Source organism: Herbaspirillum sp. WTB6, from assembly GCF_057457785.1.
On sequence record NZ_CP176522.1, the window covers coordinates 208,322 to 223,507 of the forward strand.

13 protein-coding genes are annotated in these 15,186 nt (G+C 62.6%); 5 read left to right on the forward strand and 8 right to left on the reverse strand.

Translation table 11 applies throughout. The features are described from left to right. Positions 1–61 precede the first annotated feature (61 nt). Together ACK2VC_RS00925 and ACK2VC_RS00930 are read left to right on the forward strand one after the other, a co-directional pair. The gene (locus tag ACK2VC_RS00925; protein WP_486733286.1) at positions 62–1,372 is read left to right on the forward strand and encodes an esterase/lipase family protein; all 1,311 of its coding nucleotides are present in this window, start codon (positions 62–64) and stop codon (positions 1,370–1,372) included. Next, on the forward strand, positions 1,365–2,027 hold the full coding sequence (locus ACK2VC_RS00930) for a hypothetical protein (protein ID WP_486731726.1): 663 nt from the start codon (positions 1,365–1,367) through the stop codon (positions 2,025–2,027). The genes ACK2VC_RS00925 and ACK2VC_RS00930 overlap by 8 nt, the downstream gene beginning before the upstream one ends. A 46-nt stretch (positions 2,028–2,073) precedes the next feature. Here ACK2VC_RS00930 and ACK2VC_RS00935 read toward each other — a convergent pair whose 3' ends face one another. The 8 genes from ACK2VC_RS00935 to ACK2VC_RS00970 all read right to left on the reverse strand — a co-directional run bounded on the left by ACK2VC_RS00935 (position 2,074) and on the right by ACK2VC_RS00970 (position 11,112). Beyond that, positions 2,074–2,319 carry an acyl carrier protein gene (locus tag ACK2VC_RS00935; protein WP_486731727.1) on the reverse strand — a complete coding sequence of 82 codons (246 nt, stop codon included), beginning with the start codon at positions 2,317–2,319 and terminating at the stop codon, positions 2,074–2,076. Between the two features lie 14 nt (positions 2,320–2,333). Further along, positions 2,334–3,497 (reverse strand): dihydrolipoamide acetyltransferase family protein, encoded by a 1,164-nt coding sequence (locus ACK2VC_RS00940; RefSeq protein ID WP_486731728.1) that lies wholly within the window; start codon positions 3,495–3,497, stop codon positions 2,334–2,336. Next, a complete protein-coding gene (locus ACK2VC_RS00945) occupies positions 3,494–4,438 on the reverse strand; it encodes an alpha-ketoacid dehydrogenase subunit beta (protein ID WP_486733287.1) in 945 nt (314 codons plus the stop codon). The genes ACK2VC_RS00940 and ACK2VC_RS00945 overlap by 4 nt, the downstream gene beginning before the upstream one ends. 32 nt (positions 4,439–4,470) lie before the next feature. Then, positions 4,471–5,490, reverse strand: coding sequence for a pyruvate dehydrogenase (acetyl-transferring) E1 component subunit alpha (gene pdhA / locus ACK2VC_RS00950; RefSeq protein ID WP_486731729.1), 1,020 nt, complete (start codon positions 5,488–5,490; stop codon positions 4,471–4,473). Further along, positions 5,487–7,253, reverse strand: a complete 1,767-nt coding sequence (gene acsA, locus ACK2VC_RS00955; protein ID WP_486731730.1) for an acetate--CoA ligase — start codon at positions 7,251–7,253, stop codon at positions 5,487–5,489. Before acsA ends, pdhA begins: the two co-directional genes overlap by 4 nt. A gap of 257 nt (positions 7,254–7,510) precedes the next feature. Continuing rightward, positions 7,511–7,897 carry a CBS domain-containing protein gene (locus ACK2VC_RS00960; RefSeq protein WP_486731731.1) on the reverse strand — a complete coding sequence of 129 codons (387 nt, stop codon included), beginning with the start codon at positions 7,895–7,897 and terminating at the stop codon, positions 7,511–7,513. Between the two features lie 33 nt (positions 7,898–7,930). After that, positions 7,931–10,366, reverse strand: a complete 2,436-nt coding sequence (gene ppsA / locus ACK2VC_RS00965) for a phosphoenolpyruvate synthase (protein WP_486731732.1) — start codon at positions 10,364–10,366, stop codon at positions 7,931–7,933. Then, on the reverse strand, positions 10,363–11,112 hold the full coding sequence (locus ACK2VC_RS00970; RefSeq protein WP_486731733.1) for an isochorismatase family protein: 750 nt from the start codon (positions 11,110–11,112) through the stop codon (positions 10,363–10,365). The genes ppsA and ACK2VC_RS00970 overlap by 4 nt, the downstream gene beginning before the upstream one ends. 219 nt (positions 11,113–11,331) lie before the next feature. Here ACK2VC_RS00970 and ACK2VC_RS00975 point away from each other — a divergent pair, with 219 nt between their 5' ends. The 3 genes from ACK2VC_RS00975 to ftsH are packed head-to-tail and all read left to right on the forward strand — an operon-like array spanning position 11,332 to position 15,141. Beyond that, on the forward strand, positions 11,332–12,717 hold the full coding sequence (locus tag ACK2VC_RS00975; protein ID WP_486731734.1) for a nicotinate phosphoribosyltransferase: 1,386 nt from the start codon (positions 11,332–11,334) through the stop codon (positions 12,715–12,717). A gap of 49 nt (positions 12,718–12,766) precedes the next feature. After that, complete coding sequence (locus tag ACK2VC_RS00980; RefSeq protein ID WP_486731735.1) at positions 12,767–13,243, forward strand: universal stress protein; 477 nt, start codon at positions 12,767–12,769, stop codon at positions 13,241–13,243. Next, positions 13,240–15,141 carry an ATP-dependent zinc metalloprotease FtsH gene (ftsH, locus tag ACK2VC_RS00985; protein WP_486731736.1) on the forward strand — a complete coding sequence of 634 codons (1,902 nt, stop codon included), beginning with the start codon at positions 13,240–13,242 and terminating at the stop codon, positions 15,139–15,141. Before ACK2VC_RS00980 ends, ftsH begins: the two co-directional genes overlap by 4 nt. The last annotated feature ends 45 nt before the right edge of the window (positions 15,142–15,186 follow it).

The following is a 15,186-nucleotide window of genomic DNA, read 5'->3' on the forward strand; positions in this document are numbered from 1 at the left end:
CGGCGATATACATCGTCATGTCGCTCTCCGTCTCCGAACAAACACGGAACTCTTGTCTGCAATGGTGAAAAATGGCCATTTCCACGCATCCGACCTCCGTGGAGTCAGCCAGCTCGCGGTAGCTGCGATCGAAGGCATGCTGGATCTGGTCGAGGCACTGCACGGAAAAATCATTCGCGCATCGTTTCCGGAAGGTGCGACTGGCGCAATCACCGGATACGCCTACCGCAACCTGCGGGTGTCCGTGCATATCGTAAGCCGCTGGTGCGACCTCCTACTCGCCAGGTCGGCGACGACACCCGGCGAAAAGGCGTCGTCAACCGAGCGGGAGACGGCGCTCGCCATCCTGAACGGCCTGATGGGCGATTACCTCGCCGATTCAGGAAATTCGCTGGCGATCGACATGCGGTTGCGCCACAACGGTCAACCGCTGTCGTTGAGGAAGCGAGCGCTGGCAGCTGCAATTCCGGAGGCGAACGGCAAGCTTTTGATACTGATCCATGGGCTGTGCAGGTGTGATTTGCAATGGCGCCGGGGTGGCCATGACCATGGCGCGGCGCTTGCCCGCGACCTGGGATATACGCCGATCTACCTGCACTACAACAGCGGCCTACATGTATCCGCCAATGGGCGGAAATTTTCCGCGTTGATGGAGGCATTGGTGAAGCAATGGCCGGTTCCCATCAGCGAGATGGCAATCCTTGGGCACAGCATGGGAGGCCTGGTTGCCCGCAGCGCCTGCTACTACGGCAAGGCGGCTGGTCATGTCTGGCTCCAGCATCTCGGAAAGATGATCTTCCTCGGCACACCACATCATGGCGCACCGCTCGAACGAGGGGGCAACTGGCTGACGGCCGTCCTTGGTCGCAGCGCATACACGGCGCCGTTTGCCCGGTTGGGAAAAATTCGCAGTGCCGGCATCACCGATCTGCGTTACGGCAACCTGCTGGATGAAGACTGGGAGGGACGCGACCGCTTCGAACATGCCGGCGATGACAGGCGGCCGGTGCCGCTACCGAAAGGGGTGCAGTGCTACACCATCGCCGGAACCACTGGCCGACGGGCCGGCGATCTCCGCGATCGGCTGCTCGGAGACGGGATAGTACCGCTCGACACCGCACTCGGGCGTCATCCACAGCGGTCACGCACCCTGTCGTTCCCGAAGTCGCGGCAATGGGTGGCTTACGGCATCCATCATCTTGACCTTCTCGGGCGCTTGGAAGTGTATGAAAAGATCCGCGAGTGGCTAGCGCAAGGAGCGCGGCAAAAACGATCAACGACGGTACATGACCAAGGACCCGTTGCTCCCAGGCGCAAGCGCCAGATATCGCCTAGGGTAGGGAAGCGTGATGCGGGCAGCGGAAGTGATTGAGCAATTCGGCGGCTCCTATGCTGGGCAGCTGGGCATCGATCTGGACTCGGGACAGTCATCCGAAATCGATAAATGGTTTCTTGCCGCCGTCCTGTTCGGCGCCAGAATATCCGAGACGATCGTCATCCACACCTACCGCGAGTTCGAGCGCGCCGGCGTGCTATCCGCCCGCAAAATCCTGGAGGCCGGCTGGGACAAGCTGGTTGAAATTCTCGATCGCGGCGGCTACACCAGGTACGACTTCAAGACTGCAACCAAGTTGTTGAACGTCAATCGCGCACTGCTGGAGCAGTACGGTGGCGACTTGAATGCATTGCAGCAGCGTTCAAAGGATGCTTCCGACCTGGAGCAGCGCTTGAGAAACCTCGGCAAGGGGATTGGGGAGGTTACGGTGAACATCTTTTTGCGCGAGTTGCGCGGCATCTGGTCCAAAGCTGCGCCGATGCCGCCGGGACTGGTCGTCGCGGCGGCGCAGGCATTGGGCTTCCTGCCAGACGAGGTCACGGACGGCAGGCGCGTGCTCGATGGATTGATGGCCGCGTGGCGGGCGGAAGGAATGAAGCAAAAGGATTTCCCGGACTTCGAAGCAGCGCTCGTCAGGTATGGCAAGACCTTGCGCAAAGACGCGGCAAGCATGGCGCACGGCAAGCAGTGACGGTAGGCAGGCGCCTGGCTGTGAGGCCGGCCGGCCTATAGATGGCTTACGCCACCTTGGCCCCCAGATATGCCACCAGGTCGTCCAGCGTGCGCAGCCTGGCGTAGTCGGCTTCCGGGATGTCGACCTTGAGTTTTTGGTGCAGGCCGATGAGAAAATTGAGCCAATCCATCGAATCGAGATCGACCTGCTCGCGCAATGGCTGATCGGCCGCAAGTTCGTTCTCTTCCACCTCGGGTGCAATGGATTTGAGCGTGGCGAGCACGGTGACCAGAAGTTCCTGTCGGTTCATGGTGCGCCACTGGTTCACAATTGGTCGGGATGCTGCAGCCGCTCGCCCACCTCGGCCAGGAACAGCGCACCGTAATGGCCGTCGGAAACCCGATGGTCGGCCGCCAGGCTGGCCGTCAGTACCGGCATCACGCACAGTGAGCCGCCTGCCACCCACGGCCTTTCACTGATCCGGCCGAAGCCGACCAGCGCCACCTGCGGCGGATAGATCACGCCATATACCGCTTCCACGCCTTGGTCACCGAGGTTGGTCACCGTGATGGTCGGATCCGACATTTCGGAACTGCGCAGCGAGCCGGCACGCGAGCGCCGCACCAGGTCGGCGAGGTCGCGCATCAACTGCTCCAGGCTTTTCTCGCCGACCTCATGGATCGCCGGCGCGATGAGGCCGCCCTGGCGCAATGAAATCGCCACCCCGATATGGGCTGCCGGCGCCGCCTGATGCGCGCCGTTCAGATAGAAGCCGTTGATGTCGGGGTATTTTTCCAGCGCCTGCGCCACTGCCTTGAGTTGCAGCACGGCCATCAGGAGTCGCTCGTTGATGCTGCGCGCTTGATTGGCCGCGGCCAGCCACTCCTGGGCCTTTTGCATCGGCACGCTTTGGCTAAGATAGTAATGCGGGATTTCTCTTTTCGAACGGCTCATGGCCGCCGCGATTGACTTGCGCATCTCGGTCTGCTTGTCGATCGCCGCCGGCGGCTGCACGGCGGCTGCGTGCTCCACATCCTGCAGGGTGACGGCGCCGCCGGGGCCCGTACCGAGCACGGCATTGATGTTGATGCCATGGTCCTCCGCATGTTTGCGCGCTGCCGGCGACACACGGCGGCGGGTGCCAGCAGCCGGCACCGGAACGATGGCAGCCGCGGCTAGCGGCGCCGCAGGAACGGGGACGGCCGGCGCCCGGGGCGCCCGTTCGGTATGCCTTGCGGTGCCCGGCGATTCCCCGGCTTCGAGCAGGGTCGCCAGCACGGTGCCGACCGGCACGGTTTCGCCGGGATCGACCAGCAGCTCGAACACCGTTCCCTCCTGCCAGCTTTCCACATCCACCGCGGCTTTCGAAGTGTCCACCACGGCGACGATCTGGCCGCGCTTGACGGCGTCCCCCGGCTGCACGGTCCAGTGCAGCAGCTTGCCCTCGTCCATGTCGGCGCCGAGCGACGGCAGCTTGAACTCGATCATGGCCTGCCTACCAATTGCCTTGCGCTGGCGACGATCGTCTGCGCTTGCGGCAGCGCAGCTTCTTCCAGGTGCCGGGCGTAGGGGATCGGGACTTCGGCGCTGCACACCCGCGCCGGCGGCGCGTCGAGATCGTAAAAGGCATGTTCGACGATGCGCGCGATGATTTCCGCCGACAGGCTGGCGGTTTTCCAGCCTTCGTCGACCACCACCGCGCGGTGCGTCTTGCGCACCGAGGTGGCGATCGTTTCGGTATCGAGCGGGCGCAGCACCCGCAGGTCGACCACCTCGGCCTCGATGCCCTCGGCCGCCAGCTGTTCGGCCGCCTGCAGCGTCTTCGGCAGGCAGCCGCCGTAGGTGATCAGGCTCACATCGGCGCCGGGGCACCGCACCGCGGCCGAGCGCAGATCGCAGCGCCAGCCTTGCTGCGGATCGAGCTCCGCCTCCATGTTGTAGAGCTGCGCGTGTTCAAAGATGACGACCGGGTCGGGGTCGGCCAGCGCCGGCGCCAGCATGCCGCGCGCGTCGGCGACGGTGGCCGGCGCCAGTGCCTTGATGCCGGGAATATGGGCGTACCAGCCTTCGAGGCTATGCGAGTGTTGCGCCGCCACCTGGCGGCCGGCGCCGGTCGCCATCCGGATCACGACCGGTACGTGGAACTGGCCACCCGACATGTGGCGCATGGCTGCCGCCGTGTTGACGATCTGGTCGAGCGCCAGCAGGCTGAAATTGATCGTCATGATCTCGACGATCGGGCGCATGCCGCCCAAGGCCGCGCCGATACCGGCGCCGACGAAGCCGAGCTCGGACAGCGGCGTGTCGCGGATGCGCTCCGGACCGAACTCCTCGAGGAAACCTTTCGATACGGCATAGCTACCGCCGTATTTGCCGACGTCTTCGCCCATCAGGAACACGCGCGGGTCGGCCAGAAGCGCTTCCCGCATCGCCTCGCGCAATGCCTCGCGGTAGCTCAGCTTCACGCTTGCTGCTCCGGCGCAACCACATCCCGGGTCAAATCTTCGACCGGTTCCCACTCAGAGGCTTCGGCGAAGGCGACCGCCGCCTGCACTTCCTGTTCGATCCTGGCATCGATGGCCAGAAATTCCGCCTCGGTCAGCTGGTTTTCCGCCTTCAGGCAGGCCGAGAAGGTGTGGATAGGCCCGCGCTTTTTCCACTCCTCGATCTCGGCCTTGTCCCGGTACAGGTCGGGATCGAACATCGAGTGGGCGCGGAAGCGGTAGGTCTGGAACTCGACGAAGAACGGTCCCTTGCCACCGCGCACATACTGCGCCGCCTGCCGGGTCGCCTCGTGGACTGCGACCACATCCATGCCGTCGGCGCGGGCGGTCGGCATGTTATAGCTGGCGGCCTTCGCGCAGAGGTCGAGCTGCGACTCGGAGCGCGCCAACGCCGTGCCCATCGCATAGAAGTTGTTTTCGCACAGGAACAGCACCGGCAGTTGCCACAAGGCGGCCAGGTTCATCGATTCGTGGAACACGCCTTCGGCCATCGCGCCTTCGCCGAAAAAGCAGACGTTGACGCGGGCGATGTTCTGCATCTTGTCCGCCAGCCCCAAGCCGACGGTCAGCGGCAGTCCGCCGCCGACGATCGCATTGCCGCCGAAGAAGTGCGTGGCGCGGTCGAAGATATGCATCGAGCCGCCGCGCCCGCGCGAGCATCCATCGCGCTTGCCGTACATCTCGGCCATGATCGCGTTCATCGGCACGCCACGCACCAGCGCGTGGCCATGTTCGCGGTAGGTGGCGGCGATGTTGTCCTCCGGGGCGAGAGCATGCAGTGCGCCGACGGCGACCGCTTCTTCGCCGATGTACAGATGCAGGAAGCCGCGGATTTTTCCGGCGCCGTACAGCTCGGCCGCTTTTTCCTCCAGGCGGCGGATGCGCAGCATGTCGGTCAGCAGCGCCAGCGAGACGGACTTGTCGTAGGGAACGCTGGCACCGGCCGCGCCGGTCAAAGCGGGCGGTTGCTCGCTCATGACCCTGCCTCCAGCGTCGAGATGTCGCCTTCCGGCAGGCCGAGTTCGCGCGCCTTCAGCAGCCGGCGCATGATTTTCCCGCTTCTGGTTCTTGGCAGCGTCGACACGAAGTCGATTTCCTTCGGCGCCACCGCGGCGCCCAGGCGCTTGCGCGCATGGCCGAGCAATTCCATGCGCAGCTCGTCCGACGCCTGATAGCCGGCCTTCAGCGAGACGAAGGCCTTTACCACCTCGCCGACGGTTGCATCCGGCTTGCCGATCACGCCGGCTTCCGCCACCGCCGGATGCTCCATCAAGGCGCTTTCGACTTCGAAGGGGCCGATCAGGTGGCCGGCCGACTTGATCACGTCGTCGCTGCGGCCGACGAACCAGAAATAGCCGTCGGCGTCGCGCCGGGCCAGATCGCCGCTCAGGTACCAGTCGCCGGCGAAGCATTTACGGTAGCGTTCCTCGTTGTCGAGATAGCCGCGCAGCATCGACGGCCAGCCGCGCTTCAAGGCCAGTTCGCCTTCGACATCCGGTTCCTCGATCATGCGCACGCTGCCGTCGTCGTCCTTGCGCACGATGCTGGCGTCGATGCCGGGCAAGGGCCGGCCCATCGAGCCGGGCTTGATGTCGAACGCCGGCGTATTGGCGATCATGATGCCGCCGGTCTCGGTTTGCCACCAGTTGTCGTGGATCGGCAGCCCCAGCACTTCCTGGCCCCACCAGACCGCTTCCGGGTTGAGCGGCTCGCCGACGCTGGCGATGAAGCGCAGCTTGGGGCGTGCATATTTTCGGGCTATTTCGTCGCCGGCCTTCATCAGCATCCGAATCGCGGTCGGCGCGGTGTACCAGACGCTGACCTGTTGTTCCTGCAGGATGCGGTACCAGCGCTCGGCATCGAACTCTGCTTCATCCACGATCGAGGTCACGCCGTGCAGCAGCGGCGCCAGGATGCCGTAGGAGGTGCCGGTGACCCAGCCGGGGTCGGCGGTGCACCAGTAGATATCGTCCGCATGCAGGTCGAGCGCGTACTTGCCGGTGGTCCAATGGGTCAGCACCGCGCCGTGCACGTGCATCGCGCCCTTCGGCGTGCCGGTGGTACCGCTGGTGAAATGCAGCAGGGCCAGGTCTTCGGCCTGGGTCGGCACGATCTCGAACTGCTCCGGCGCGGCGGCCATCAGGCGCTTCAGGTCGAGCGTGCCGGCGATATCCGCCGCTGGGCTAGCCGGCCCGGAGGCCAGCAGTACATGCTGCAAGTTGGGCAACTGGTCGCGGATTTTTGCCAGCTTGCGGCGATAGAGTGGTTCGGTGGTGACGAGTACCCTGGCGCGGCCGAGCCGCAGCCGCGTGGCCAGCGGTTCGGGACCGAACGCGGAGAACAGCGGGCACACCACGCAACCGTTCTTGAAGCCGCCCAGAACCGAAACATAGAGCTCGGGAATGCGGCCGGACAGCACGAACAGCCGGTCGCCCTTGCCGATGCCGAGGCTCTTGAGCACATTGGCGAAGCGGTTGGTCAGAGCGGAGAGCTCGCCGTAGGTGATGGTGCGCGTCGATTCGTCGCCGAGAAAGCGAAACGCCAAGCGGTCGCGGCAGGGGCCATGCGCATGGCGCTCGACCGCTCCGAACGCCATGTTGATGCCGCCGCCGGGCAGGCCGGCCAGGTTTTGCCGCGCCTCCTCCCATGAGAATCCGGCGCGCACGCCCTCATAATCCGCCCAGTTCGGTGCGACGGGCATCTCGGAGACGGTCTTGTGGATCACGGAAGGGCGCGCCATGGCTTCCCGTTCGGACGGCGTTGCATGTCAGCGGCCCATTATGCCGCTGCCGTGTCAGGCGCTTGCTTGCGTTGGCTCAAACTTGTTGGTCGGCGCACGCGGCTGGCAACGCCGGTGACCAGGTGCCACGTAACCATCAAGTCTTTCCATGAAACGTGGTGTATGCCGTATAGATGTCCATAAAATATGCGGGAATCCTGCTTTGCATAGGGAGTATATGGTGCGGTCAACAATCCGATCGATGATCTGGCCGGTGGTCACTCCTCCGGAATGAATTTCCTGACGAAGTCGAGCGAGGAAACCACGCCCCGAATATGTTCGTCTTCGCTCACGACGACGTGATGGATGCCGCGCGCCACCATCATGCGCGCGACTTCGCCCACGGCGGTGCCGGGCCCAACCACGAGCGGCTTGTAGGAACAGATTTCCCAGGCCCGGACGGCCTTCGGGTCGCGCCCGGCGGCGCGGAATTGCAGCAGGTCGCTCGCGCTGATGATGCCGACCACGGTATTGCCGGGGCTGGCGACCACCGGCGCGAACGACAGCTGGTGTTGGCGCAATTCGGCCTCGACCTGCTCTATCGTGTCGTCCGCCTGCACGGTCCATACCGGAAAGCTCATCAGCGAGGAGACGGGCTGGTCCATGATGCGGCTCGGTTGCGATTGGCGGCGGCCGCTTCAGGCGGCAGCGCCGGCGCGCGGCGCAATCCCAAGGCGCCGCTCGACCTCGAGCAAGTTGCTGATGGTGCGGATCAGCGAATCCGGGTTCAGACTGATCGAATCGATCCCTTGCTCCACCAGGTAGCTGGCCACTTCCGGATAATCGGACGGCGCCTGGCCGCAGATGCCGACATGGCGGCCGTTACGCTTACCGCCCTCGATCGTACGGCGGATCATTTCCATGACGCCCGGATCGCGCTCGTCGAAGTCGAACGCAACGATCTCGGAATCGCGGTCGACTCCGAGCGTGAGCTGGGTCAGGTCGTTGGAACCGATCGAAAAACCGTCGAACAGCCTGGAAAAGGCGTCGATCTGGATCACGTTGTTCGGGATTTCGCACATCACATAAATTTCCAGGCCGTCTTTTCCGCGCTCGAGGCCGTGTGCCGCCATCGCTTGCAATACGTCCTCGGCTTCCTTCACGCGCCGGCAGAAGGGGATCATCAATTTGACGTTGCTCAGTCCCATTTCCTGGCGCACGCGCTGCATGGCCCGGCATTCCAGCGCGAAGCCTTCGGCATAGGCGGGATGGGTGTAGCGCGAAGCACCGCGCAAGCCGATCATCGGATTGGCTTCCTGCGGCTCGAACCAGCGGCCGCCCAGCAGGCTGGCGTATTCATTGGTCTTGAAGTCGGACAGGCGCACGATCACCGGCTTGGGGAAGAATGCCGCCGCGATCATGCCGACGCCCTCGGCCAGTTGGCGGACGAAGTAATCGGCTGGCACGGCAAACGAGTGGGTGAGCCTTTCAATGGCCTCGCGCACCTTGTGGTCGTCGATCCGTTCCGGATGGATCAGCGCCATCGGATGGGCCTTGATATGTTCCGCCACGATGAATTCGATGCGCGCCAGGCCGACGCCGTCGTTGGGAAGAAAGCGGGTCTGGAATGCGGTATCGGGATTGCCGAGGTTGAGCATCAAATGCGTTTTCGGCATCGGCAAGGTGGACAGGTCGGTGCTGGTCTTGCTGAACGGAATGTTGCCGGCATAGGCATGGCCGATGTCGCCTTCTGCGCAAGAAACCGTGATTTCCTCGCCGCTATGGATAGCCTCGGTCGCGGTATCGCAGCCGACGATGGCCGGGATCCCCAGTTCGCGCGCGACGATCGCTGCATGGCAGGTACGGCCGCCGCGGTTGGTGACGATCGCCGCCGCGATCTTCATGACCGTGCCCCAGTCCGGCATCGTGGTGTCGGTCACCAGGATTTCGCCCGGCTGGAACTGGTTCAGTTGGTCGATATCGGTGATGACGTGCGCCCGGCCGGAAGCGATCTTGCCGCCGACCGCGCGGCCGCTGGCGCGGATTTCACCCTGGCGTTGCAGGGCATATTCTTCGAGGGCCAAAGCCGATTTCTGCGAGGCCACGGTCTCCGGCCTGGCCTGCACCATGTAGAGCTCGCCGTCAATGCCATCCTTGCCCCATTCCACATCCATCGGCACCGGATGGCCGGCCCTGGCGCTGTAGTGGTCTTCGATCCGGATCGCCGCTTCGGCCAGCTGCAGCACTTCCGCGTCGCTCAGGCAGAAGCGCGCGCGGTCCGGTTTCGGGGTTGGCACGTTGCGGGTAGTGTCGCGCCCGGCCCCCGGCGCATACACCATCTTGATTTTTTTCCCGCCCAGAATCCGGCGCAGCACGGCGCGCTTGCCGCTACGAAAGGTCGGCTTAAAAACGTAGAACTCGTCCGGATCCACCGTGCCTTGCACCACGTTTTCTCCCAGGCCATATGCGCCGGTGATGAAGACGACTTCGCGAAAGCCGGTTTCGGTATCCAGCGAAAAGATCACGCCGCTGGCAGCCAGGTCGGAGCGCACCATTTTCATGATACCGACCGAGAGAAAGACCTTGAAATGGTCGAAGCCGTTCTCCAGCCGATAAATGATGGCGCGGTCCTTGAACAGGCTGGCGAAACAGCGCCGCACACTATCGAGCAGCCTGGCTTCGCCGGCGATATTGAGGAAGGTCTCATGCTGCCCGGCGAAGCTGGCGGTCGGCAAATCCTCGGCGGTCGCCGAGCTGCGCACGGCGACCGTCAGCTGTTCTCCGTATTCCTCTACCAGCCGCCGGTATGCCTGCACGATCTGCTCCGCAAGATATGCCGGCAGCGGGGTGCCGTAGACGATTTCGCGGGCGGCGCGCGCGCGCCGGGCCAGGTCGTCCACGTCGGCCGGATTTAGGCCATCCAGCGCCTCGTGCAGTCTGGGCCAGGCGTTGCCATGGGTGAGCAGGTCGCGGTACGCCTGCGCGGTAATGGCGAATCCGTTCGGCACCCGGATGCCTTGTGTCGCCAGTTCCCGATACATTTCCCCGAGCGAGGCGTTCTTTCCGCCCACCGAGGGGACGTCGCCGAGGCTGATTTCGGAGAACCAGCGGATGTATTCGTTCGAGTTTTTCATGGCTTGTTTGTCCGATGGCCGTATGCCGGATCGAAGCCGCCGGCGGAGGCGTTTTCAGTGCGTGGAAACTGGATCGGCTCAGCACCGCTCTTGAGCATTTCGTCTATCGCCGCTTGCCCATCGCCAGCATGAAGATCAACCGCGCGAACGGCATCCAGCAAGAGCTTCACTTTGAAGCCTTGCGACAACGCATCCTTAACCGTGTTCAGCACACAATAGTCGGTCGCCAGGCCGCCAATGAACAGCCGTTCAACCTGGCGCTGGCGAAGCTGGTTTCCCAGTTCTGTTCCGTCAAAGGCCGAATAGACATCCTTATCCGCTGTTGTCGCCTTCGATACGATGCAGGCGCCTTGCGGCAGCTTCAGCGCGCCGGGAAATTCCGCTCCCTTGCTGCCCGCCACGCAATGCGGCGGCCATATACCGCCTTGCGCCTCGAACGAACAGTGATCGGCCGGGTGCCAATCCCGGCTTGCATAGATCGGCCGCGCCTGCTGCTTGAAGCGGGTGATGACGTTGTTCAAAACCGCTATCACTTCGTTCCCTCTCGCCACTGCCAGCTTCCCACCCGGCAAAAAATCGTTTTGCACGTCCACGATCAGCAATGCATCCCGGGGTTCCAAACAGATGGAGTCCATGACAAACACCGAAATAACCAGCCCCGAATAGAGTTGAAATTTCTCCAATAGGAAGACCAGCGGCCGGGCGTTTCGTTCAGGAGGTTGCCGAGGCCGGAAGGTCGGCATCATGCGCAAGTGGCAGCTTGTGAAACGAAATTGATCGGAGTCAAGCAAGCGTAAGCCCGAGCGCCCGGAACAAGGCGGTAAATGAGTGTAATTCGACGCAGAAAGCCGCGCGCGATGCAGGCCCTGGAAAACGTTGCGGCCCGCCGTTGGCCGGCTGAATTGACGCGCCTCAAGGCTGGTGCACGGCGTACGCCTAATCTGGATTTTTGCCCTGTTTTCCAAATGAGACACTACAGCGAAAGCGCGTTGCTGACCGATCTCTACGAGATCACGATGCTGCAGGCCTATTTTGCAGGCGGCATGGATGAAACGGCGGTGTTCGAATTTTTCGTCCGCTGCATCCCGGAGCAACGCAACTTCCTGATGGCGGCAGGCCTGGCGCAAGTAATGTCCTACCTGAGCCAGTTGCGCTTCGAGCAGGAAGACTTGGCATGGCTGCATGCCAGCGGACGATTTGATCCGGCTCTCATTGATTCGCTGCAGGGTTTCCGCTTCACCGGAGATGTGGATGCCATGCCGGAAGGGACGATATTCTTTGCCGATGAACCGATCCTTCGCATTACCGCGCCGCTGCGGGAAGCCCAGTTCATCGAAAGCCGCGTGATGAACCTGCTGCATTACCAGACGCTGGTGGCATCCAAGGCCGCCCGTTCGGTGATTGCCGCGCAGGGCAGGCGGCTGGTCGATTTCGGCCTGCGGCGTGCGCATGGCGCCGAGGCGGCCTTGCTCTCGGCGCGCGCCAGTTACATCGCAGGATTTGACGGCAGTGCGACGACGATAGCGGCGCCGCTGTTTGGCATCCCGGTATTCGGCACGATGGCGCATTCGTTCGTGCAGGCCCATGAGTATGAAACTGATGCGTTTGCCGCATTTGCCCATTCCTTTCCGAACGACACAACGCTATTGATCGACACCTACGATACCGAGGCCGCCGCGCAACAGGTGGTGCGGCTGGCGCAATGGCTGCAGGAGGATGAGGATATTCACATCAAGGCGGTACGGATAGATAGCGGTGATCTGGGCCAGGTGGCGCGCGATGTGCGGCAGATTCTGGACGCCGGGGGTTGCGGAGAAATCGAGATTTTTGCCAGTGGCAATCTGGATGAATATGCATTGCAGGCATTGGTGCAAAGCGGCGCGCCGATCGACGGCTTCGGCGTCGGCACCCGCATGAATACGTCCAGCGACGCACCTTATCTGGATTGCGCCTACAAGCTGGTCGAATATGCAGGCCGGGGATGCCGCAAACGCTCAATCGGCAAGGCCACCTGGCCGGGAAGCAAGCAGGTGTTTCGGCGCCACGAAGCGAATGGGACGATGGCGGGCGACACGCTGACGTTGCGGCATGATGTGCGGGCAGGGCAGGCGCTGCTGGAACCGGCGATGCGGGCCGGTACACCGCTTGCAGCGCCGTCGCTGCCGCAGCTCCGCGCACACGCGCAATCGCAGATCGCCGCCTTGCCCGCCTCGCTGCGCGCGCTGGAAGCGGCGCCCCCTTACGAACTTGCTGTGTCCGATCTCCTGCAGGACCTGGCGCGGCAAGTCGACGAGCGTCGGGACGCCCTGGAAGACGCGGATCGGGCACGATGGGGATTTGAGGAAGAGTGATCGCCGGACACCGAAAAAGAGCCTCTTCGTTATGTCTTAAGGGAAGATCATGTACAAACATATCCTGTTACCGACGGACGGGTCCGAGCTGTCCCGACATGCCGTAACCAGCGCCGTCCTGTTTGCAAAGAATACCGGAGCGACCGTGGTCGGCATCCACGTCATCCCGCTTCCGCGCGAGGATCGCCTGGAAGCGTGGATACATCACAATCCGCATTACGCCAAGCAAAGGCAAGCGTTGTTTGACAAATTCGCGGATGAATATTTGTCATTCGTTGCCAACAGCGCACTGGCGGAGGGAGTTCCCTGCACCTGTAGAAAGGTCGAGGCGAATGAACCTTATCTGGCGATCGTGAATACGGCGGACCAGGAGCGCTGCGACTTGATCTACATGGCGTCTCATGGCTGGAAAGGCGACGACGGACAATTGCTGGGAAGCGAGACGCTCAAGGTCCTGCATCACAGCAAGGTTCCGGTGCTGGTCCACAAGCCCGCGCGCAGTCGAACGGAAATGGGCGGGGAGTGAAATCGGACCAGGATATTGCCAGCAGGCTGCGGCCGTCGCTCTGGTACTGGTTGTTGCTGCCTGCTGTTTTCATCCTGGTGCAAGCCCTCTTCGAGGCCGAGCACACGTCGCTGCTGGCATACAGCGATTTCAAACAGTTGCTGCACGCTGGCCAGGTGAATGAACTGACGATCGCCGACGATATGATCGCAGGGACGCTAAAAACCGACGGTTTGGAGAAGGTGCTGTCGAAACAAGCACTGAGTCAACTGAAATGCGGCACTAGCCGCGAATGCCCGTTCGTTACCGTGCGCGTCGCCGATCCGGCCCTGGTTGGGGAAATGGAGACGGCGGGAGTACGCTTCGTTGGTCAGGCCAAAAGCCAGTGGTTTTCGACATTGGTGTCGTGGATTGTGCCGATTGCCTTGTTTTTGTGGTTGTGGAGCATCGCCGCAAAAAAGACGGGAATGTCGTCAGGGTGGTTGTTCGATATCGGCAAAAGCAAGGCACGCGTCTATGTGGCCAGCAAGACCGGCGTGACCTTCGATGACGTGGCCGGCATCGACGAGGCCAGGGATGAGTTGATGGAGGTCGTCGAATTTCTTCGCAATCCGCAGCGTTATCGCCGGCTGGGCGGGAAAATACCGAAAGGGGTATTGATCGTCGGCCCGCCCGGTACTGGCAAGACGCTGCTCGCCAAGGCCGTGGCCGGGGAAGCGGGAGTGCCGTTCTTCTCAATCAGCGGCTCCGAATTCGTCGAAATGTTCGTTGGTATCGGCGCCGCCCGGGTGCGCGACCTGTTTGCCCAGGCCGAAGCCAAGGCGCCCTGCATCATTTTCATCGATGAACTGGATGCGCTTGGCAGGGCGCGCGGAATGAGCGCGCTTGGCGGCGGCGCCAACGAGCAGGAGCAGACCCTGAATCAGTTACTGGTCGAGATGGACGGGTTCGATACCAACAAGGGCGTGATCATCCTTGCGGCAACCAACCGTCCGGAAATTCTCGACCCGGCCTTGCTGCGACCCGGTCGCTTCGACAGGCATATCGCGCTCGACCGACCGGACCTCAAGGGGCGTGAAAAAATTCTCGCCGTTCACGCCAAACAGGTGACCCTGTCGCCAGACATAGACCTGTCCGTGATCGCTGCCCGCACTGCGGGCTTTGCCGGTGCCGATCTTGCCAACCTGATCAACGAAGCCGCGTTACTGGCAGGCCGGCGCGGCAAGGACCAGGTCGAGATGGAAGACGTCGACGAAGCGATCGACCGTATCGTCGCCGGGCTGCAAAAGAAAACCCGAGTCATGAGCAAGATGGAAAAGGAAACCGTTGCCTATCACGAGGCGGGCCATGCGCTCACCGCGGAATTTCGCACTCATGCCGACCGCGTGGCAAAAATTTCGATCATCCCGCGCGGCATCGCTGCTCTCGGTTATACGCAGCAGCTCCCAACCGAAGACCGCTACCTGCTGAAGAGGAGCGAACTGTTCGATCGGCTCGATGTGTTTCTCGGCGGCCGCGTGGCCGAAGAACTCGCGTTTGGAGACGTCTCCACTGGCGCGCAAAACGACCTGCAACTGGCGACCGATACGGCGCGGCATATGGTCACCCAGTACGGCATGAGCGAGCAGCTTGGGCTGGCAGCCTTCGAACAAACTCCGACCTCGCTGATCTACCCGTCGTTGCTGCAAGGAAAAAAAGAATACAGCGAGCGCACTGCGCAAATCATCGACACGGAAATCGCGAAGTTGCTCGACCAGGCGCACGCGCGCGTGAAGGAAACATTGACGGCAAAGCGTAGCCTGCTCGACGCGCTGGCGCATGCATTGCTGGAGAAAGAGACGCTTGATCGGACTACACTGGACGCGTTGCTGAAAGCGCAAGGGGAGGAGCCGGTTCGGCGCGCGGGTGCCGCAGACTGACCTGTTATTGTTCCTGAACGTTCCTGCAGACTGGGCTCAGGAGGC